This is a genomic window from Kribbella sp. NPDC048837, assembly GCF_055586945.1.
In genome coordinates, this window is sequence record NZ_JBVJHF010000007.1 from 30,315 (window position 1) to 49,418 (window position 19,104).

The following is a 19,104-nucleotide window of genomic DNA, read 5'->3' on the forward strand; positions in this document are numbered from 1 at the left end:
GCGACCCGGCGCGCGGGCCCGACCCGGCCGCTGCCTGTGGATAACTCTCGGCACGATGACCTGGTTTTAGGGCAGCATTTTCCTCTGTGGCCGCCCCTCTCCCGGACCGGCGTGGAGAGCCATCGAGCGATCGAGGAGCACACCGTGGGTGACAGCAAAGCCCTGCCGATCCTCGGCGGCGTCATGCTGGTGCTGTTCCTGCCCCTGCTGATCGTGCTCGCGCTGATCGTCGGCGGCCTGGCCGGCATGGAGGCCAGCGCGACGGACTGCGGCACCTCGGAGACCGAGGGCAAGGCGTTCGCCTGGCCGACCGACAAGCACGACATCGAGCAGGGCTGGCAGGACCCCGACTCCGAGGGCAACAGCCACTCCGGTCTCGACTTCGACGTCGCCAAGGGCAGCAAGGTGTACGCCGCGGAGGCCGGTGAGGTCACCTCGGTCGCGGGCAACGAGGTCCGGATCAAGCACGACAAGGGTGTCGAGACCCGGTACAAGTACTTCCAGGACATCAAGGTCAAGGTCGGCGACAAGGTCACCCGCGGCCAGGAGATCGGCACCTCCGGCTCCGGCGACGAGGCCACCCCCGGCATGACCGGCGACCACCTGCACTTCGAGCTGTGGGTCGACGAGAAGAACGACGGCCACCTCAAGAACACCAAGCCCGAGGACGACTCGTTCGGCGACGACAGCTCCACCGGCGACGAGGGCGGCGCGGGCTGCTGCGCCGGTGACCTGACCGGCAACAACAACGCCCAGAAGGCCTTCAACTACTTCGCCTCCAGTGGGTACTCCAAGGAGCAGGCCGCCGGGATCGTCGGCAACATGATCCACGAGTCCAGCGTCGAGCCGGGCCGGCTGCAGGGCACCCCGTCCGGCAAGGTGACCAACCCGTCCGACGCGGTCGAGAGCCCGATGGGCTGGGGCATCGTGCAGTGGACACCGGCCGGCAAGATGATCAAGCCGTCCCGCCAGGCCGGCATCGACGACGCGACCATCGTCTCCCTGCAGTACCAGCTGGACTTCCTCCGCAAGCAGCTCAACGGTGAGACCGCCATCCCGGAGAAGAACGCCGGTGACCAGCTCAAGGCAGCCAAGACGGTCGAGGACGCCGCGGTCGCCTTCGGCCGGTACTACGAGCGCTTCGCCGGCTCCGAGGACCTGAGCAACTCGCGCTACACCGAGCGCAAGGCAGCCGCCAAGGAGGTCCTGTCGACCTTCGGCGACGGCGCGCCGTCCGGTGGCGGCTGCGGGGCCGGCAGCGGCAACATCGCCGCGGTCGCGAAGACCCTGGCCTGGCCGACCTCGGGCCACGACGGCACGGACAGGTCGCTCGCGACGAAGGCCTACCAGGAGGCCCTGCCGAAGTACAACAGCGAGAACGGCGACCGCGTCTGGACCGACTGCGGCCGGTTCGTCGCCACCGTGATGCGGATGAGCGGCGCCGACCCCGACTACCCGATGGTGTACACCCCCACCCAGGAGAACTACCTTCGGACCTCCGGGAAGTACGACGTGTTCGACAACATCACGATCGGCCAGCTGCAGCCGGGTGACATCCTGATCGGCCCCGGTCACACGTACCTGTTCGTCGGGCCGTGGGGCAACGGCTACAACTCGGCCGCCGGGTCCCTGGGCGACCACGTGCCGGAAGCAGGCAACGCGTACGACGTCGGTGTGCCGGGCGGGTTCGCCGCCGCCCGGCTGAAGAAGAAGTAGGGAGTAGAGCGGATGCTCGAAGAGAACAGGCGGCCCGTCCTGATCGGCGTGACCGCGCTCGTGATCGCTGTCGTGCTGATCGGTGGCTATCTGCTCTTCCGCGGCGCGCCCGAGTCGAAGCTGACCGTGACGTCGATCCCCAACGACCTCACGCTCACCCTCGACGGCAAGCCGATCGCGGCGAACGGCGAGGTCAAGGTGAAGGCCGGCACCCACACGCTGGCGGCGGAGCGGAAGGGTTTCCAGCCGTACAGCCAGAGCGTGACCGCGAGCGACGGCGACCCGCTGAGCGTCAAGATGTACCTGTACGCCAACGGCCCCGAAGGGCGCGAGTGGGCGGAGAAGCATCCCGAGCAGACGCTGGAGGCCGAGGCGGAGGCCGGGCGGCGCTACGACGAGATCAACGAGCGCCTGCGGGAGAAGTACCCGATCATGGCGGCCCTGCCGTACCTCGGCCCCGGCTTCAAGGCCACCTACGAGGCCTCGAAGTCCGACCCGAAGAACCCCGAGGCCATCTCCATCGTCATCGCCACCTACACGGCCGACGGCAGAACCAAAGCCCTCCAATGGATCCAGGGCCAAGGCTGGGACCCCAACACCCTCGACATCATCTACACCACCACCAGCTAGGGCAGGACGAGGTCGCCGCCGGGGGTGGTGATGGAGTCGAGCGGGAAGTCCAGGGGGTTGGTGAGGCAGCGGATCGAGCCGCCGCCCTTGTGGAATTCGGACAGGTCGAGGACGGCGACGCGCAGGCCGAGTGCGGTGAGGATGTCGTGCAGGCGGGGGGAGCAGGACGGCATGATGATCGTCTCGCCGACGACGATCGAGTTGCCGCTGAACGCGAACGCCTCCTCGTCGGTGAGCACGATCGGGTCCGGCACGAGCTCGAACAGCGCCGCCTGGCCGGCCTCGTCGAAGGCCGGCGGGTAGATCATCGCGTGCGTGCTGTCCACCGGGCAGAACGGCAGGTCCAGGTGGTACATGCCCTCGTGCGCGATCCGCAGGCCACGGACGCGGATGTTCCACTCGGTCGCCAGATGCTTGAGCGCCTCGGCCTCGGTGCGCGGCCCGTAGCCGACTACCAGACTGTCCCCGAAGACGAACGCGTCCCCGGACTCGAAGTGCGGCCCGACCCCGTCGCTCCCGGGCCGGCTCAGCGAGAACCCGTGCTCGGTGAACCACTCGGCCGCCGTCAGCGACTCCTTCCGGCGCGGCTCGAAGCGCATGTGCGAGAGCATCGCCCGCCCGTCCGCCGTCGCCAGGCCGAGGTTCATCGCGTACACCATGTCGGGTGAGTCAGCGCGCTGCGCGAGGACCTCGACCTCGCCGCCGGCGTCCACGATCGCCTGCCGCAGCGAGTCCCATTGCTTCAGCGCCAGCGCCGGGTCCGGCTGGTCGTGCGTGGACATGTACGGGTTGATCACGTAGTCGATCCGGAAGTGGTCCGGACGGACCATCAGATACCGGCGACCCCACCCCAGCGGCTGACCCATGAACACCCTCCTGACCCGTTGAGATCTTTTGCCAGATCCCCTGATTGTCCGACAATCAGTCAGTTTGAGGCTCGCCGTACGCCGAGTCAAACGGTGTGCCGGAGGTCGCTCCGGGGAGGGTGGTTCTGGGGTGAGGTAAGGATTAACCTGCGGGCATGACCCCTGACCATGAGGTTCGCTTCCGCGCCTGCCTGGACGATGTGCCGGCTTACAAGCCCGGTCGTCCGCCCGCGCGCACCGACGGCCGGCCGACGTACAAGCTGTCCAGCAACGAGAACCCGTACCCGCCGCTCCCGGCCGTGCTCGCCGCCGCCACGGAGGCCGCCGCGCAGATGAACCGGTACCCGGACATGGGCGCCGTCGACCTGCTCGAGGCGCTGTCGGACCGGTTCGGCGTACCGGTGAGCGACCTCGCCGTCGGGACCGGGTCGGTCGCGCTGCTCTACCACCTGCTGCAGGCGACGGTCGCCGACGGTGACGAGGTGATCTACGCCTGGCGCTCGTTCGAGGCGTACCCGATCGCCGTCCAGCTGACCGGCGCGACCTCGGTGAAGGTCCCGCTGACCGTCGACGCGCGGCACGACTTCAAGGCGATGGAAGCGGCGATCACCGACCGGACCAAGGTCGTCCTCGTCTGTACGCCGAACAACCCGACCGGCCCGGTGGTACGACGCGACGAGCTGCTCGCGTTCCTGGACGCCGTACCGTCCAACGTGCTGGTCGTGCTCGACGAGGCGTACCGCGAGTTCGTCCGCGACCCGGATGTGGTCGACGGCGTGGACGTGTACCGCGACCGGCCGAACGTCGTCGTACTCCGGACCTTCTCCAAGGCGTACGGTCTGGCCGGCTTCCGTGTCGGCTACGCGATCGGCCACCCGCCGGTGGTCGCGGCGATTCGCAAGTGCGCGCTCCCGTTCGGCGTCAGCCACGTCGCCCAGTCCGCCGCGGTCGCGTCGCTCCGGGTCGAGGAGGAGCTGCTCGAGCGGGTCGAGGCGCTGGTGGTCGAGCGGGCGCGGGTGGTCGACGAGCTGCGTGCGGCCGGCTGGGACGTGCCGGAGACGCAGACGAACTTCGTCTGGCTGGAGCTCGGCGACGACACGGTGGCGTTCTCCGAGGCCGTCCAGGCCGAAGGCGTGTCGATCCGGCCGTTCCCGGGTGACGGCGCGCGCGTGACCATCGGCGAGCGCGAGGCGAACGACCTCTTCCTCGCGGTCGCCCGCGCCTGGCGCCAGTGACGGCCAAACCTCCGTCGCTGGTCTGGATCTCGGGCGCGTCCGCCGGGATCGGCGCCGCGCTCGCCGCCGCGGTGCCGTACCGGGACGCCCGGGTGATCGACCTGTCCCGCAGCGGCGGCAGTACGGCGGAACACCTCGAAGTGGACCTGTCCGACCCGGCCGACTGGTCCCGGGTCGAGCGCCACTTCGAGGACGAGCTCGCGGCGTACGAGGGCGACCGCGTCGTGTTCATCCACAACGCGGGCACGATCACGCCGATCGGTCCCGCGGCCATGGTCGACCGCGACGCCTACCGCCGCGCGGTCCTCCTCAACTCGGCCGCACCACAGATCCTCGGCAGCGCGTTCCTCCGCGCGTCGGCACACCTCACCTGCGAACGTCACTTGGTGATGCTCTCCTCGGGCGCTGCGAAGACGCCGTACGCCGGCTGGTCGTCGTACACCGCAGGCAAAGCGGCGATCGAGCAGTGGGTCCGTACGGTTGCACTCGAGCAACCCGACGGGTGCCGAGTGATCGCCGTCGCGCCCGGCGTCGTCGACACCGCTATGCAAACCGAGATCCGCTCCACCGACGAGGCAGCATTCCCCGCCGTCCACCGCTTCCACGACCTCAAACGCACCGGCTCCCTAACCACCCCGGGCACCGCAGCCACCGGCATCTGGTCCCTGCTGTCCCGCCCCCTCCCCAATGGCACCTGCATAGACCTCCGCGACCTCTGACTCAGATGTGGTCGACCCACGCATCCACCACGCGCGCTCCTACGTCGCGTGCTACGCGGACGCTCCCACCCACCCGGCTGCGCGCGCTGCCGCGCTTCATCGACCACCCCGTGCGCCCGCCGACCACATCGCGCATGCGACTGTGGTCTGCCGCTCCACGCGAGAACGCTGACACTGCCGAGCACACCGGGGACGCTCACGCGGTCCGCGCGAGAACAGCCGTCCTACGCAACCACGTCGGCCAGGCGGTCAACCGCGTGCGACGAAGGAGTGCCTGCGTAGGGCGCGTGGGTCAGATGCGCGTGGGCAAAGAAAAGCCCGGCCCCGCTGGGACTGGGGCCGGGTGTGGGGCGGCGCCGGGAGGAGTGAGGCTTGCTCCCGGCGCCGCTGGTGGTGCTACCGAATCAGTCACCCCACCGAGGTGACTCTCTCGGGTCCCGCATCACTGACCAGGGAGGGTCAGTTGTTCTGCTCGGAGTCCTGCTCGCAGGTCTTCAGGGTGTCAACGGAGTTGCCGTTGTTGCCCAGGCCCAGGACGCCCGACAGGTTGGTCAGCGGCACGTTGCCGCCGATGCCGGTCGCGGACAGCTCGTTGTGGCAGGCCTGCCACGGGCCGACGTTGTTGCGGCTGACCGACAGCAGACCGTTGTCGCCCATCTTGTACCACTTGTGGTTGGCCTGCGTGTTGCCCTGCTCGCAGGTCTTGACAGCGGTGACCGAGTTGCCGTTGTTCCAGAAGCCGACGACGCCGACGACATCGCTCGCCGGCACGTTGCCGCCGATGCCGGTGCCGGAACCGAACAGGTGGCAGGCCTGGAACGGGCCGACGTTGTTGTCGTCGATGGCGACGAGGCCGCCATCGTGCTTGACGCCGTACCAGCCCTTGTGGCCGTAGGCCTTGCTGGCCAGCGACGCCGCGTCGGCCAGGCCGGTGTCCTGAGCCTTCTTCTGGGTGTCGTCGAGAACGTTCGCGCTCACAACGGTGGCCAGGCCCAGCGTGGCGACGGTCGCCACAGCCGCGGCGGCGGCGATCTTGCGAGTTACCTGCATTATGCCAGGTTTCCTTTCGGGTTTGACGGATTCGTCTTAGTGGTAACGACACCTGGCGAGGGGCGTTACAAACTTTTTTGTCAGATATTCCGGCCCTCCGGACACCCATAGGCGGCCGGTGATGACTTCCCTGACAGAGCAACGAAATCCGTGCTGACCAGGCAACTTACCGGAAACCAGGCGGTCGCCGGAGTGAGTGGAAGTTGAGATGGAGCGGCCCGTAACCGATGCCCGGCTACCTCGTTGAGTCAGCGCGGGTGACGGATGAACCCGGTGATTCGGAAGATTGTTCTCGGTGGGCTCGGTGGTCGCCGAATAGGCAATACCATGATGAATCGGAATGTCGTTGCAACATTGCCGGAGTTTCGCACCGTGTTTTTTCGGGGCAGGGTGCCGCCCGGCAGACCAAGGCCCGCTGCCGCGCGCATCGGCAGCGGTGGGAGACCCGGGTCCCTTGTGGGCCCGGGTCTTTCCTCTGTCCGCCCGGGTCCGCCGGCCGCCGACTCAGGTCCGCCGGCTCCGGCTCAGGTCCGCCGGCGCTCGGCCGTGACCACGAGCGCGACGCCGACGATGATCACCGCGCCACCGAGCAGGATCTGCCAGGTGATGTGCTCGTCGAGGATCAGCCACCCGAGCAGTACGGCGACCGCCGGGTTCACGTACGCGTAGGTCCCGATCAGCGAGATCGGCGCGTTCGCCAAGAGATACGAGTACGCCGAGTACGCCAGCAGCGACCCGAACACGACCAGGTAAGCCAACGCGACCCATCCGGATCCGTCGATCTGCCCGAGGTGCAGCCGCCCCGGCTCACCCCGCAGTACGCCGACCAGCACCATCGCCGTACCGCCGAAGACCATCTCGTACAGCGCCGTCACCAGCGGGTCCCGCGGCAGCCCGAGCCGTGGGGCGAACCGTGATCCGATCGCCCAGCAGATCGTGCCGACCACCAGGATCGCCACCGACAGCGGCTTCGCGCTCGTGTTGCCACCCGACAACGCGAGCAGTGCCGCACCGCCGAACCCGATCAGTACGCCGACCCACGTCAGCGCGCGTGGTCGCTCGCCACCGCCGACCCGCAGCAGCATCAGCCACAAGGGGATCGCGGCGACCAGCAGCGCGGCCAGGCCGGACGGAACGGTCTGCTCCGCGATCGCGACCGCACCGTTGCCGAAGGCAAGGAGCAGGATGCCGACCGTGGCCGCGCCGAGCGCCTCCTGCCGGGTGATCCGCAGCCGGCGCCATCCCGACTTCAGGCTCAGTGCCGCGGCCAGCAGTACGGCCGCGGTCAGGAACCGGGTCGCCATCCCGAGCATCGGCGGGATGTGTGCATCCACGACCACCCGGATGGCCAGGTAGGTCGAGCCCCAGACGACGTACACGACCACGAGCGCGGTCCAGATCATCGCGCCCGACGCCGGCCGATGGCCGGTCTCGGGCAGTACGGCCGGGGCGGACGCGGCCATCCGGGCCTCCTCAGGAACATCGAGAGTCTGTCAGGGGTGTCATGCAAAGACGATGCTTACGCTAGGCCTGCCCGACCCGCCGCGCAAGCCGGTATCCGGCCAGCAATCCGCTGTTTCCCGCCAGGCCATCCGTGCCGGGCAGGGTGCCCGTACGGCCCTGCCTGTGGGGCCTCGAGGGTGAGGAGAGCTGGGATGCGGATCGCCGGAGTTCTGGTTGCTGCGATGACCGTCACGCTGGGTGCCTGCCCGGCGTACGCGAGCGGGCTGACGGAGGTGACCGCCGCCGCTGAGACCGCGCCCAACTGGGACGACGACGCCGGCGGCAACGCGAACGCCGACGACCCGGCCATCTGGGTCGACACCAAGCACCCCGAGCGCAGCGTCGTCCTCGGCACGCTCAAGAACGGCGGCCTCACGGTCTTCGATCTGACCGGTAAGGAGGTGCAGCGGTTCGCCACGCCGCCCGCGCCGGAGCCGGGTCAGGAGCCGGGCCGGTTCAACAACGTCGACATCGTCGGCGATCTGGCGATCGTCACCGACCGCGGTCGCGACCAGCTCCGGACGTACGCCGTGAAGGCCGGGCGACTCACCGACGTGACCAGTGCCACAGCGCCGCTCGTGTTCAGCAAGAACACCGACGAGGTCCAGGACCAGCACACGGCGTACGGGCTCGCGGCGACGAAGATCAAGGGCCAGACGGTGGTCGCGGTGACACGGCGCAGCGAGACCCGGGTCGGGTTCCTCCAGTTGGTCCCGGACGGCCACGGCAAGATCACCTACCGCTCGATCGGCACGGTCGACCTGCCGAGCAGTTTCAGGCTCTCCGACGGCAGCACCTGGTCCCCGTGCGAGGAGCCGGGCGACCGGCCGCAGCTCGAGGGCATGGTCTTCGACCGGACCACCAACGACCTGTACGCCGCCCAAGAGGACGTCGGCGTCTGGCGGATCCCGCAGCACGGCAAGCCGGAGTTGCTGGAGAAGGTCCGCGAGTTCGGCCAGCGTGCCGTCTACAACGAGGACACCGAGGAGTGCGAGCCGGCCGGACCGGTCAGCCGGGACGCCGGGAAGCACCTCAGCGCCGACGCCGAAGGGCTCACGATCGCCTATCGCCACGGCGTACGGACGCTCTACGCGTCCAGTCAGGGTGACTCGACGTTCGCGATCTACCGGATGGACGGACGCCGACTGGTGTACCGCGCGGGCTTCGAGGTGACCGACGGTCCGGCGGCGGACGGCGTACAGCACAGTGACGGGGCGGCCGTGACGACCGAGCCGCTCGGGCCGCGGTTCCCGCACGGCCTGTTCGCGGTCCATGACGGCGAGAACACGCCTGGTGACGGCGACCGCGAGGGCACGAACTTCAAGCTGGTCCGGCTGGAGAAACTGCCCTGATCGAGACGTATTTGTGACACATCTCGTCAACACTGGCCGATCTCTGTAATATGAGCGCGGAAATCGGACCAGTGGATGGACTGGTGTCTCATCCTGAGACCCGTTTCGGTACCGCCGTACCCGGACGCGTCCAGACAGTTAGCGGATCAGGCACCCGCTCGGTACGGTGTCCGGCAAGATGGTGGTGAGACCAGTGAGGAGGTCCACTGCCAACAGTGCATCAACCCCTGGAATCACGCGGTCCTGCCTGCGAAGCCTCACCCGGCTGAAGGGGCCGGCCCCGTGCAACGTTGCGGTCGCGGCGATCCCGCGCTCGAACCCGAGGAGTGCATGTGAGTGAGTCGGTGCCGGGAATTGCCCCGGAAGTATTCGCGCCCGTCGAGGCGCCGGTCAGTCCGTCCCAGGCCTCCGAAGAGGTCGAGTTCGTCCAGCTGCTGACGCCCGAGGGTGAGCGCGTCGAGCACCCGGACTACGCCTTCGAGCTGGACGACGAGGCGATCAAGGGCTTCTACCGGGACATGACCCTGGTCCGCCGGATCGACACCGAGGCGACCGCCCTGCAGCGTCAGGGTGAGCTCGGTCTGTGGGCGTCGCTGCTCGGTCAGGAGGCCGCGCAGATCGGTTCCGGCCGCGCGCTGAACTCCAAGGACATGGTCTTCCCGACCTACCGCGAGCACGGTGTGGCGTTCTGCCAGGGCGTCGACCCGCTGCGGCTGCTCGGCCTGTTCCGCGGTGTCGACCAGGGCGGCTGGGACCCCAAGGACAACAACTTCCACCTGTACACGATCGTGATCGGCGCCCAGACGCTGCACGCGACCGGGTACGCGATGGGCCAGCAGCGCGACCACTCCATCGGCGACGCCGAGAACGGCGAGGCCACGATCGCGTACTTCGGCGACGGCGCCAGCAGCCAGGGCGACGTGAACGAGGCGTTCATCTGGGCGTCGGTGTTCAACGCCCCGGTCGTGTTCTTCTGCCAGAACAACCAGTGGGCCATCTCCGAGCCGATCGACCGCCAGACCCGCATCCCGCTGTACCAGCGCGCCGCCGGCTTCGGGTTCCCCGGCGTCCGCGTCGACGGCAACGACGTCCTGGCGACGTACGCCGTCACCCAGCAGGCGCTGAAGCGGGCCCGGGAGGGCAGCGGTCCGACCCTGATCGAGGCCTACACCTACCGGATGGGTGCCCACACGACCTCCGACGACCCGACGAAGTACCGGCTCAGCGAGGACCTCGAGCACTGGAAGCTGAAGGACCCGATCGAGCGCGTGCAGGCGTACCTGGTCCGCACGGCCGGCGTCGAGCACGACTTCTTCGACGAGGTCGAGGCCGAGGCGGACAAGGTCGCCGCCGAGCTGCGGGCCGGCTGCCTGACGATGCCGGACCCGGTGATGACCGACTTCTTCGACCACGTGTACGTCGAGCAGACGGCCGAGCTGGTCGAGCAGAAGGCCCAGTACGCCGCGTACGCCGCTTCGTTCGAAGGCGAGGCCCACTGATGACGAAGATCAGCCTCGGCAAGGGCATCAACATGGGCCTGCGGGCGGCGATGGAGGCCGACCCGAAGGTCGTCGTGATGGGCGAGGACATCGGCAAGCTCGGCGGGGTCTTCCGGGTCACCGAGGGTCTGCAGAAGGACTTCGGCGAGGACCGGGTGATCGACACCCCGCTGGCCGAGTCCGGCATCATCGGGACCGCGGTCGGCCTGGCGCTGCGCGGGTACCGGCCGGTCTGTGAGATCCAGTTCGACGGTTTCGTGTTCCCGGCGTACGACCAGATCATCAACCAGGTCGCGAAGATGCACTACCGGTCGATGGGCAAGATCCGGATGCCGGTCGTGATCCGGATCCCGTTCGGCGGTGGCATCGGCGCGGTCGAGCACCACTCGGAGTCGCCGGAGACGCTGTTCGCGCACGTCGCCGGGCTCAAAGTGGTCGCGTGTGGCGACCCGGTCGACGCGTACTGGATGATCCAGCAGGCGATCGCCTCCGACGACCCGGTGATCTTCTTCGAGCCCAAGCGGCGCTACCACGAGAAGGCGGAGCTGGACGAGTCCGTGCCGCCGGCGTTGCCGCTGCACCAGGCGAAGGTGGTCCGCGAGGGCACCGACGCGACGCTGTTCTGCTACGGCCCGATGGTGAAGACCTGCCTGCAGGCGGCCGAGGCCGCGGTCGAGGACGGCCGGCAGCTCGAGGTCGTCGACCTGCGGACGATCTCGCCGCTGGACCTGTCGGCGATCTACGAGTCGGTTCGCAAGACCCGTCGTGCGGTGGTCGTGCACGAGGCGCCGTACTCGCTCGGCCCGGGGTCGGAGATCGCGGCGCGGGTGACCGAGGAGTGCTTCTACCATCTCGAGGCACCGGTGCTGCGGGTCGCCGGGTTCGACACCCCGTATCCGCCGTCGCGGATGGAGGAGGAGTACCTGCCCGACCTGGACCGCGTGCTCGACGGTGTCGACCGGGTGATGGGGTACTGATGGGCATCCAGCAGTTCCGCCTCCCCGACGTGGGAGAGGGTCTGGTCGAGGCCGAGATCGTCAGCTGGAAGGTGAAGCCGGGCGACACGGTCAAGCTCAACGACACCGTCGTCGAGATCGAGACCGCGAAGTCCCTGGTCGAGCTCCCGGTGCCGTTCGCCGGCGTGATCACCGAGCTGTTGGTTCCGGAGGGGGAGACGGTTCCGGTCGGTACGCCGATCATCGCGGTGCAGACCGACGCCGCCGAAGGTTCCCCCGAGGACCTGGTCCCGACCATCCCCGAGGAAGACGCCACCGGCGGCCGTACCGCGGTGCTGGTCGGCTACGGTCCCCGCACCACCGAAGCCAAGCGTCGTCCGCGCAAGGCTCCCGCAGCCTCCGCCAGCTCGGCGCTGGCTCCGGCTGCGGGGGGTGCTTCCTCGGCCGCCACCCCCAGCCTGGCGGCCCCGGCAGGTGCTGCGCTGCCTGCCACCGCCAGCCCGGCAGCTGCGGTCGCCCCAGCGGCCGCGACCCCGGCAGGTGCGGTCGCCCCGGCAGGTGCTGCTCCGGCCGCCACCCCGGCCTCGGCTCCGGCACCGGCCGCCGGTCCGGCGGCAGCTGCCGCCACGCCGGTCGCTGCCGTGGCTGCTCCCGCCGCGTCCCCGCCCGCCGGCTCCTCTTCCACCTCCGTTGCCGGAGGCAACGGAGGTGCTGTGCACGTACTGGCGAAGCCGCCGGTGCGGAAGTTGGCCAAGGATCTGGGGATCGACCTGGGTGCGGTGACGGCTACCGGGCCCGGCGGGATCATCACGCGGGCTGATGTCGAGGCCCATGCGGCTGCTCCGGTTCAGGTTCCGGTGGCACCGGCGTACGAACCTGCTCCGGTCGTGAGCGGGCGCGAGGACACGCGCGTACCGGTCAAGGGTGTGCAGAAGGTGATGGCACAGGCGATGGTGGCCAGTGCGTTCACGGCACCGCATGTGACCGAGTGGATCACCGTGGACGTCAGCGCCACCATGGAGCTGGTCGACCGGCTCAAGGGTGACAAGGCGTTCCGGGAGCTCAAGGTCTCGCCGTTGCTGATCGTCGCGAAGGCGGTCACCCTGGCGGCCCGGCGTACGCCGATCGTCAACGCGGCCTGGGACGAGCAGGCGCAGGAGATCGTCTACAAGGGCGCGGTCAACCTCGGCATCGCCGCGGCTACCCCGCGCGGGCTGATCGTCCCGAACATCAAGAACGCGGACGCCCTCACCCTGCCCGAGCTGTGCGCGGCCCTGAACGACCTGGTCGCCACCGCCCGCGAGGGCAAGACCCAACCGGCCGACCAGGCCGGCGGTTCGTTCACGATCACCAACGTCGGCGTCTTCGGCGTCGACGCCGGCACGCCGATCATCAACCCCGGCGAAGCCGCGATCCTCGCCTTCGGCGCGGTCCGCAAGCAGCCGTGGGTCGTCGACGACGAGATCGTCCCCCGCTGGATCACCACTCTCGCTCTCTCCTTCGACCACCGCCTCATCGACGGCGAGAAGGGCTCCACCTTCCTCGCCGACGTGGCCAGCATCCTCGACGACCCCGCGCGAGCTCTGATGTTCTAGTACGCACGTCACGAAGGCCCAGGTGAACACCACCTGGGCCTTCGTGCTGTCAGGACTTCAGTACGACGTGGCGGGCGTCCGCGGCGATGTTGGTGAGCTTGGTCCGTAGGGTGTCTGGTCCTCCGGTGGAGTGCAGTACTGGCTGCAGGTTGATGAGCCGTGCCGCGGTCGCTGCGGATGCGAACAACGGGAGGTCCGCCAAGTCTTGTTCTGGGAGCGGTCGGCGGTCTCGGTAGCCGGCCAGGAATGCGTCGAAGTGTGCCTGGTAGGTCGGCGTGGGTATGCCCGCGGCTGTCAGGTCTCGGACGGCTAGGGCGATGTCTGCGACGAACCATGACTGGGCGGCGTCGTCGAAGTCGAACGACGTAGGCGCGTCGTCGACCCACGCTAAGTTGTCCAGCTCGAAGTCCCCGTGAATCACTCCGTAGCGCGACGGAGCACGGGGCAGCCCGTTCAATCGATCGATGATGCGTTGAATCGCAGCGACCAGCGGCGGGTCGTCCGCGAACAGCTCGGCGGCGTCTTCCAGCTCCGCGAACGCCACCGGCAAGCCATCGCCGAACTCGGCAGCAGTCTCGTGCAGCCGAGCAAGCTCTGCCCCCCACGCCCGCGCCTGCGGCAGCGTGAGTACGTCGACTTCCAACTGCCGGCCCGGGGCGGTGGCAACGCACATTGCGTGCATCGGGCCGAGGCCCGTGTCAACGGTCTCCACCAGCGTGCCGCCGACCGATGGTCGCGGCCTGACGACCGCGACCCCGCCATCGGCAAGGCTCTGCATCAGCTCGGCCACAACGACCACCTCGTCGTGTGAGCGCCACGTCGCGGGCACGAACCGGAGAAACGCCCGCGAGTCCCCGGGCAGAACGAAGACATGACTGGCACTCGAGCGCCACCAACGAGCAATGCCCGCCGACTGTCCCCAGCGGGCAGCGACCGCATCCGCCACGGCGGAGTGACCTGCCGCGTCGACGGTCCGCTCCAACCCGCTGATCTCTCCGAGCGTCATCATCAGTGCCACCCTGCACGAGCGGGCTGGTGACCCGCATCGTGTTTTCGCCGCCGCACCGCCGCGCAAGGTTGCCTGCGCGTGAAATTGGACTGAACCGCTGCAGCCCTGGGTGAGAAGGTGGGGGACGTGCTCGTACTGGTGGTGGTGCTCGGGGCGGCGGTGCTGCACGCCACGTGGAACGCGATGGCGCACGGTGTGCCGGATCGGCTGGCCGGATTCGCGCTGCTGGGGGTCGCGTCGGGCACCGCGGGGCTGATCGCGGTCCTGTTCACCGGCCCGCCGCCGGCCGGCACTTGGCCGTACATCGTGGCGTCGATCGTGCTGCACTGCGTGTATTACGGCGGTCTGCTGGCGTCGTACCAGCTGGGGCAGTTCAGTCAGATGTATCCGCTGGCCCGCGGTACGTCGCCGTGGGTCGTCGCCGTGGTGTCGATCGTCGTACTGCATCAGATGCTGGCGCCCGTCGAGCTCGCCGGCGTACTGCTCATCTCGGCCGGGCTGATCGGGTTGGTGTTCATCGGGCGGTCGGCCGGACGGGCGCAGACCGCCGCCCTACTCGCAGCAGCCGGGACGGGCCTGGCGATCGCCGCGTACACGGTCGTCGACGGCCTCGCGGTCCACAAGATGCCGGTGGCGACGTACATGGGCTGGGTCTTCATGATCCAGGGCTTCATCGTGCCGGTGGTCGCGTTGTGCTGGCGCGGCCCGGCCGTCTTCCGTCAGCCCCGGTCCGCGGTGCTGACCGGCCTCGGAGGCGGAATCGTCTCGATGGTCGCGTACGGCCTGGTTCTCTGGGCCCAGACCCGAGGCACGCTCGCCGCGATCGCGGCCCTCCGCGAAACCAGCATCATCTTCGGTGCCATCATCGGCGCCCTGTTCTTCGGCGAACGCTTCGGCCCCCGCCGAGCCATCGCCGCTGCAGTCGTCGTCGCCGGCATCGTCCTGATCAGCACCGCCTAGCCGACGGGCTGGCGCTCGCCGCCGCCTGGCTCGTTCTGCTCAGTGGGACTTGGATGCAGCCACGGCGGCTTGCTCGATGTCGGCGCGGCGGTCGGCCCAGTGTGTGGCGTCATGGCCGTGGAGGAGCTTGCTGTCCGGGCCGGTGCCTACCTGGCCGTCGAGGTGTTCGCGGAGGATGTCGGCGTGGCCGGCGTGCCGGCTGGTTTCGGCGAGGACGTGGACCATGACGTTGAAGAGCTTCACGTCGGGGCGCGGCCACCACGGCACGTGGCCCGGCGCGTCGATCGGAAGCGCGTCGATCGTCGCGTCGGTGAAGTCCCCCGCGAGGTTGTAGCGGTCGACGATCTCCGCGCGGGTCTCGTGCTCGGCGGCCCACATGTCGTCGCCGCTCCAGGCGTCGTCGCCGTCCCAGCGGGGGAGCGGCCAGGGTGAGGGACGATCGAAGACCTCGCTGAAGTAGCGCGCCTCCGTCACGGACAGGTGCTTGATCAGGCCGAGGAGGTTGGTCCCGGTCGTCGTGAGCGGCCGGCGTACGTCGTACTCCGACAACCCGTCGAGCTTCGAGAGCATCGCGCCGCGGATCCAGTGCAGATCGTCCTGCAGGTACTGCTTGGCAAAGTCGTCGATCACACGGTGCAGCCTGCCACGAACCGGCCCTGTGCCTGCTGCTGCCCAGCGTGCTTCCCTGGATGTATGCCTTACGAGGATGAGCCGGCGACGGCGTCACCCGATCTGCCAGTCGTACGACAGTGGGTCGAGCGCAATCCGGACGCGCACGCCAGGCTCACGGAGACCGTCGAGCACGGCGGTGATCGGGTGGTGCTGGTCATCAGCGTCCCGGTTCATGAGGACATGCTCCGGGCGCGGGCCGAGATCCCCGCGCTCGGGCGGTTCCCCGAGTTGTTGCGGTTCAGACGCTGGAAGCCGGCCGAGCAGGAGACCGAGTGGACCCTGCAATGGGTGCTCGGCCTCATGCGGCGGCAGGAGGAGCTCCGCCTGCCGACCAGGGTCACCTCGACGGGACCGCACCCGGTGTCCGGGCTCATCATGATCACGCTCGACCGCGTCGATCCGACGTACGCCGCCGAACTCGAAGCCCGCGGCAACGGTCTCACCTTCGTCCTGCCGGACCCGGTGAATCCCGTTCCGCTCTCCGTTGCGGGCACCCCGTCGCCCTATTACCGAGTCCCGGATGCGGCTAGTCCGACCTGGGTCGCGGTGGAGAAAGTACGACTGGCGTAACGAGCGCGACCGTGGCCGGATAGAGAAGGCGTGCGTCTCTCCCCGCAAGATCCGCCCCGGTGGCTGGTGTTCCTCGCGATGGGTGTCCCGTTCGGTGTGTTCATGGGACTGTCGGCAAAGTTCGACGGCGATGGTTGGCTCGGCGCTGGATTCATGGCGACGAGCGGCATCCCGTTCGGGCTGGGCATGGTGTGGGCGGGCGCCAACTGGCGTCGGGAGCAGGAGGCCGGGCTGGCCGACGTACCGGCTGAGCTGGTGCGTGCGGCACGGCGCGCACTCTCGCGCGGTGATTTACCGGACGACGCAGAGCTTCGGTCCGCAGCGATCACAGTCGCCTCGTGGGACCTCGCCGAGACCACACGCCGGCGCAGACACAGGGCCGCCTTCGTCTGCGTGTGGGTGATCGTCGCCGTCCTCGCCGCACTCTCCGGGGAATGGTGGGCAGTGTTGCTGTTCGCCGCCAACGCCGCGATGTCGTTCTATCTGTCCGTGATCGCACCTCGTCGGCTCCGGCGTCGTCTCGAGCAGTTCCGCGCCGCCGGTTAGCGCAGCATGTCGGTGATGGCGATGCGTGCGGCCGACGGGCAGCCCTTGGTGAAGCCGTAGAAGGGGCCGAAGTCGCGGGTTGCCGCGAACCCGGTGACGTAGAGCCCGGGCAGGGACGTCTCGAGGCCCTCGGTCAGGGCGGGGAACCCCTCGGTGATCGAGACCCGATCCACCACGTCGTCCAGGTAAGGCACGTGAGCAAGGTCGGCCCGGTAGCCGGAGGCGAAGACCACATGATCGGCTGTCAGCGCCTCGCCATCGGAGAGAGTCAGCGTCACGTCGTGTTCGCTGACTGCCGTGTCGACCACCGTGCACCCCGGATGGCTGGTCACGAGGGCGTCAGGGATCCGCGGCACGAGCCAGGGTTCGAGGGTGAGACGGCCGACCTGCCAGAACTCGGCAGCGATTGCTCGCTGCCGCTCGTCGGAGAGTCCTCGCCACCATCCCCTGTGTGCCAGCGTCAGGTCCACGTACTGGTCGACGAAACCCCAGCTCACCTTGGCGAACTTCGGCGTGCTGTGGCGGTGCACCACGTCGACGTGCTCGGCGTCGTGGTCGCACAGCAGAGCCGCCCATTCGTAGGCGCTTTGCCGCCCGCCGATGATCACGACCCGGGCACCGGCGAGCGCATCGAAGGAGACGAGTTCACAGGTGTGCGAGCGGCGAGCCGGCGGAATATCGGCGTACCACTGCGGCAGGTTGAGGAAGTAACGGATCCCGGGTGCGGCGAGTACCTTGTCCGCGGTGATCGTCGCGCCGTCGTCCATCGTTGCCACGAAGCCCGCGTTCGGCGTGGTCAGGCTGGTCACGAGGCGCTCGTCGAGGTCGAGCTGCTTGCACTCGCGGAACCACTCCGTGTAGTCGAGGAAGACCGAGATCGGGATCGGGTCGTACTCCTCGGGCCGCAGTCCGCGATCCTCGAAGAATGCCTCGAACGTGAACTCGCCGCTTCCGTCGAGATGCCAGTCGGGGCCTGAACGCAGGAACATGTCGGCCGGCATGTGCTTGCGCCAGAAGTCCATCGGGTGGCCGGCGATCCGGGTCTCGATGCCGTTGTCGCGGGCAAAGGCGGCCGCGGCGTAGGCATAAGGCCCCGCCCCGACGACCAGCAGATCCGTTCGGTCCGTCATCGTCTCCTGATGGTGCGTCAATCGGCCGACTCATGGCAACGGGAACGGCGGCTGCCACCACCACGGCTGCGTATCGACGACCACGCGGTCCAGCCATTTGACCCACCAGAAGCCCCGTCGACCCGGCGCGACGAGGCGTGTCGGCGCACCATGCCCGATCGACAGCGGCCGGTCGGCGACATGCGTTGCGATGAGCAGGGACGGCAGGTCCCGCAACGGCAGCCGCCGCGCGTACCCGGTGCTGGAGACCGCGACGACGCTGCGCGCGTCCGGCGGGAGCAACGCCGGCAGCAGGCGGTCGAGCCGTACCCCGCGCCAGCGCTGAACGGCGTACCAGCCGCCGGTGCAGTCGAGCACCGCCTCCATTTCGTCGGTGGCCATGGCCAGCAACGCATCGCGGTCGAATCCGGTCACCTGCTGACCCGCAACCTCGACACGCAGGCGCCAGGTGGCCACATCGACCCTCGGCACCGCATCGAGTGCCCACTGCGTGACCGGCATCGCCTCCGGACGATCCGAGCCGACCTCGAACGATCCGGTCGCCCGGCGGTCCTGCCCCGGTAACGAGAGCGCACGGGCGACACCTTCCACCGCGAGGTACGCCGCAGCCGCACCCCCGCCGAGCCCGAGGGCGCGGAGCAGGGTCCGCCGGGAGAGGTCAGTACGCCGCGGCCGCTGCGGGTGCCGGAGTACGTGCAGGACGACGAACGGCACCGCAACTAGCGCGGCACCCACGTGTACCTGCATCGCGGTGAAACCTCCGTAGGTCCGGAAGCCGCCGAGGATGTGCACGACGCCCGCGAGCAGCGACATGGTGACGAGAACTCCGAGGACGAGGCCGGCAACCGCACGCCAGGAACGCGACCGGAATGCCCTGCTCCGCTTCACGATCAGCGACTTCCACGGGATGAGCAGCAGCAGCGCCAGACCCGACATCCCGTGTAGCACAGTGACGATCCGCGCGGGCGTCGTAGTACCCGTCCCGAACGCGGCCCAGCCGGTGGCGAACGCGAGTACGAGCAGAACCAGGAGGGCGACGTTGGTACGGCGCCCGGCACGTCGGCGGACCCGGCCTTCCCCGCCCATACGTCAAGTG

Annotated in this window: 18 protein-coding genes; 11 read left to right on the plus strand and 7 right to left on the minus strand. The window is 68.8% G+C overall.

Going from position 1 to position 19,104, the window contains the following annotated elements; all coding sequences use genetic code 11:
* The first annotated feature begins 144 nt into the window (after nt 1–144).
* Together ACZ6O0_RS29825 and ACZ6O0_RS29830 are read left to right on the plus strand one after the other, a co-directional pair.
* Complete coding sequence (locus tag ACZ6O0_RS29825) at nt 145–1,716, plus strand: phage tail tip lysozyme (protein WP_465768326.1); 1,572 nt, start codon at nt 145–147, stop codon at nt 1,714–1,716.
* A 12-nt stretch (nt 1,717–1,728) separates the two neighbouring features.
* Nucleotides 1,729–2,346 (plus strand): PEGA domain-containing protein, encoded by a 618-nt coding sequence (locus ACZ6O0_RS29830; protein ID WP_465768327.1) that lies wholly within the window; start codon nt 1,729–1,731, stop codon nt 2,344–2,346.
* Here the strand turns inward: ACZ6O0_RS29830 and ACZ6O0_RS29835 are convergent.
* Entirely contained in the window at nt 2,343–3,212 is an 870-nt protein-coding gene (locus tag ACZ6O0_RS29835) for a dimethylarginine dimethylaminohydrolase family protein (RefSeq protein WP_465768328.1), read from the minus strand. The two genes, ACZ6O0_RS29830 and ACZ6O0_RS29835, sit on opposite strands and share 4 nt — an antisense overlap.
* 155 nt (nt 3,213–3,367) lie before the next feature.
* Between ACZ6O0_RS29835 and hisC the strand changes: the two genes are divergently transcribed.
* Together hisC and ACZ6O0_RS29845 are read left to right on the plus strand one after the other, a co-directional pair.
* The gene (hisC, locus tag ACZ6O0_RS29840; RefSeq protein ID WP_465768329.1) at nt 3,368–4,447 is read left to right on the plus strand and encodes a histidinol-phosphate transaminase; all 1,080 of its coding nucleotides are present in this window, start codon (nt 3,368–3,370) and stop codon (nt 4,445–4,447) included.
* Complete coding sequence (locus ACZ6O0_RS29845; RefSeq protein ID WP_465768330.1) at nt 4,444–5,166, plus strand: SDR family NAD(P)-dependent oxidoreductase; 723 nt, start codon at nt 4,444–4,446, stop codon at nt 5,164–5,166. Before hisC ends, ACZ6O0_RS29845 begins: the two co-directional genes overlap by 4 nt.
* A gap of 459 nt (nt 5,167–5,625) precedes the next feature.
* Here the strand turns inward: ACZ6O0_RS29845 and ACZ6O0_RS29850 are convergent, their stop codons facing one another.
* Both ACZ6O0_RS29850 and ACZ6O0_RS29855 read right to left on the minus strand, forming a co-directional pair.
* A complete protein-coding gene (locus tag ACZ6O0_RS29850; RefSeq protein WP_465768331.1) occupies nt 5,626–6,216 on the minus strand; it encodes a hypothetical protein in 591 nt (196 codons plus the stop codon).
* A 524-nt stretch (nt 6,217–6,740) separates the two neighbouring features.
* Complete coding sequence (locus ACZ6O0_RS29855) at nt 6,741–7,679, minus strand: EamA family transporter (protein ID WP_465768332.1); 939 nt, start codon at nt 7,677–7,679, stop codon at nt 6,741–6,743.
* Nucleotides 7,680–7,871: 192 nt separating this feature from the next.
* Between ACZ6O0_RS29855 and ACZ6O0_RS29860 the strand changes: the two genes are divergently transcribed.
* From ACZ6O0_RS29860 to ACZ6O0_RS29875, 4 genes are all read left to right on the plus strand, one after another.
* On the plus strand, nt 7,872–9,071 hold the full coding sequence (locus ACZ6O0_RS29860) for a phytase (protein ID WP_465768333.1): 1,200 nt from the start codon (nt 7,872–7,874) through the stop codon (nt 9,069–9,071).
* 332 nt (nt 9,072–9,403) lie between these two features.
* Entirely contained in the window at nt 9,404–10,570 is a 1,167-nt protein-coding gene (gene pdhA / locus ACZ6O0_RS29865; protein ID WP_465768334.1) for a pyruvate dehydrogenase (acetyl-transferring) E1 component subunit alpha, read from the plus strand.
* Nucleotides 10,570–11,547, plus strand: a complete 978-nt coding sequence (locus ACZ6O0_RS29870) for an alpha-ketoacid dehydrogenase subunit beta (RefSeq protein WP_465768335.1) — start codon at nt 10,570–10,572, stop codon at nt 11,545–11,547. Before pdhA ends, ACZ6O0_RS29870 begins: the two co-directional genes overlap by 1 nt.
* Nucleotides 11,547–13,121 (plus strand): dihydrolipoamide acetyltransferase family protein, encoded by a 1,575-nt coding sequence (locus ACZ6O0_RS29875; protein WP_465768336.1) that lies wholly within the window; start codon nt 11,547–11,549, stop codon nt 13,119–13,121. Before ACZ6O0_RS29870 ends, ACZ6O0_RS29875 begins: the two co-directional genes overlap by 1 nt.
* Nucleotides 13,122–13,170: 49 nt before the next feature.
* Here ACZ6O0_RS29875 and ACZ6O0_RS29880 read toward each other — a convergent pair whose 3' ends face one another.
* Complete coding sequence (locus ACZ6O0_RS29880) at nt 13,171–14,130, minus strand: phosphotransferase enzyme family protein (protein ID WP_465768337.1); 960 nt, start codon at nt 14,128–14,130, stop codon at nt 13,171–13,173.
* 126 nt (nt 14,131–14,256) lie between these two features.
* On the opposite strand from ACZ6O0_RS29880, the gene ACZ6O0_RS29885 reads away from it, so the two are divergent.
* Nucleotides 14,257–15,090 carry an EamA family transporter gene (locus ACZ6O0_RS29885; protein ID WP_465768338.1) on the plus strand — a complete coding sequence of 278 codons (834 nt, stop codon included), beginning with the start codon at nt 14,257–14,259 and terminating at the stop codon, nt 15,088–15,090.
* 39 nt (nt 15,091–15,129) lie between these two features.
* Here ACZ6O0_RS29885 and ACZ6O0_RS29890 read toward each other — a convergent pair whose 3' ends face one another.
* Nucleotides 15,130–15,720: a DinB family protein gene (locus tag ACZ6O0_RS29890; RefSeq protein ID WP_465768339.1), complete on the minus strand. Its 591-nt coding sequence runs from the start codon at nt 15,718–15,720 to the stop codon at nt 15,130–15,132.
* Nucleotides 15,721–15,783: 63 nt separating this feature from the next.
* Here ACZ6O0_RS29890 and ACZ6O0_RS29895 point away from each other — a divergent pair, with 63 nt between their 5' ends.
* Together ACZ6O0_RS29895 and ACZ6O0_RS29900 are read left to right on the plus strand one after the other, a co-directional pair.
* Nucleotides 15,784–16,332, plus strand: a complete 549-nt coding sequence (locus ACZ6O0_RS29895) for a hypothetical protein (RefSeq protein ID WP_465768340.1) — start codon at nt 15,784–15,786, stop codon at nt 16,330–16,332.
* 102 nt (nt 16,333–16,434) lie between these two features.
* On the plus strand, nt 16,435–16,878 hold the full coding sequence (locus tag ACZ6O0_RS29900) for a hypothetical protein (RefSeq protein WP_465768341.1): 444 nt from the start codon (nt 16,435–16,437) through the stop codon (nt 16,876–16,878).
* On the opposite strand, the gene ACZ6O0_RS29905 is transcribed toward ACZ6O0_RS29900, so the two are convergent.
* Both ACZ6O0_RS29905 and ACZ6O0_RS29910 read right to left on the minus strand, forming a co-directional pair.
* Nucleotides 16,875–18,008, minus strand: a complete 1,134-nt coding sequence (locus ACZ6O0_RS29905; RefSeq protein ID WP_465768342.1) for an FAD-dependent oxidoreductase — start codon at nt 18,006–18,008, stop codon at nt 16,875–16,877. The two genes, ACZ6O0_RS29900 and ACZ6O0_RS29905, sit on opposite strands and share 4 nt — an antisense overlap.
* 30 nt (nt 18,009–18,038) lie before the next feature.
* A complete protein-coding gene (locus ACZ6O0_RS29910; RefSeq protein WP_465768343.1) occupies nt 18,039–19,094 on the minus strand; it encodes a molybdopterin-dependent oxidoreductase in 1,056 nt (351 codons plus the stop codon).
* Between the last annotated feature and the right edge of the window lie 10 nt (nt 19,095–19,104).

Bases quoted from the DNA above. Each gene is read 5' to 3' on its own strand.
- ACZ6O0_RS29910 (WP_465768343.1), bottom strand. From the start codon at position 19,094: ATGGGCGGGGAAGGCCGGGTCCGCCGACGTGCCGGGCGCCGTACCAAC.
- ACZ6O0_RS29835 (WP_465768328.1), bottom strand. From the start codon at position 3,212: ATGGGTCAGCCGCTGGGGTGGGGTCGCCGGTATCTGATGGTCCGTCCG.
- hisC (WP_465768329.1), top strand. From the start codon at position 3,368: ATGACCCCTGACCATGAGGTTCGCTTCCGCGCCTGCCTGGACGATGTG.
- ACZ6O0_RS29905 (WP_465768342.1), bottom strand. From the start codon at position 18,008: ATGACGGACCGAACGGATCTGCTGGTCGTCGGGGCGGGGCCTTATGCC.
- ACZ6O0_RS29880 (WP_465768337.1), bottom strand. From the start codon at position 14,130: ATGATGACGCTCGGAGAGATCAGCGGGTTGGAGCGGACCGTCGACGCG.
- ACZ6O0_RS29875 (WP_465768336.1), top strand. From the start codon at position 11,547: ATGGGCATCCAGCAGTTCCGCCTCCCCGACGTGGGAGAGGGTCTGGTC.
- ACZ6O0_RS29830 (WP_465768327.1), top strand. From the start codon at position 1,729: ATGCTCGAAGAGAACAGGCGGCCCGTCCTGATCGGCGTGACCGCGCTC.
- ACZ6O0_RS29870 (WP_465768335.1), top strand. From the start codon at position 10,570: ATGACGAAGATCAGCCTCGGCAAGGGCATCAACATGGGCCTGCGGGCG.
- ACZ6O0_RS29855 (WP_465768332.1), bottom strand. From the start codon at position 7,679: ATGGCCGCGTCCGCCCCGGCCGTACTGCCCGAGACCGGCCATCGGCCG.
- ACZ6O0_RS29860 (WP_465768333.1), top strand. From the start codon at position 7,872: ATGCGGATCGCCGGAGTTCTGGTTGCTGCGATGACCGTCACGCTGGGT.
- ACZ6O0_RS29850 (WP_465768331.1), bottom strand. From the start codon at position 6,216: ATGCAGGTAACTCGCAAGATCGCCGCCGCCGCGGCTGTGGCGACCGTC.
- ACZ6O0_RS29895 (WP_465768340.1), top strand. From the start codon at position 15,784: ATGCCTTACGAGGATGAGCCGGCGACGGCGTCACCCGATCTGCCAGTC.
- ACZ6O0_RS29900 (WP_465768341.1), top strand. From the start codon at position 16,435: ATGGGACTGTCGGCAAAGTTCGACGGCGATGGTTGGCTCGGCGCTGGA.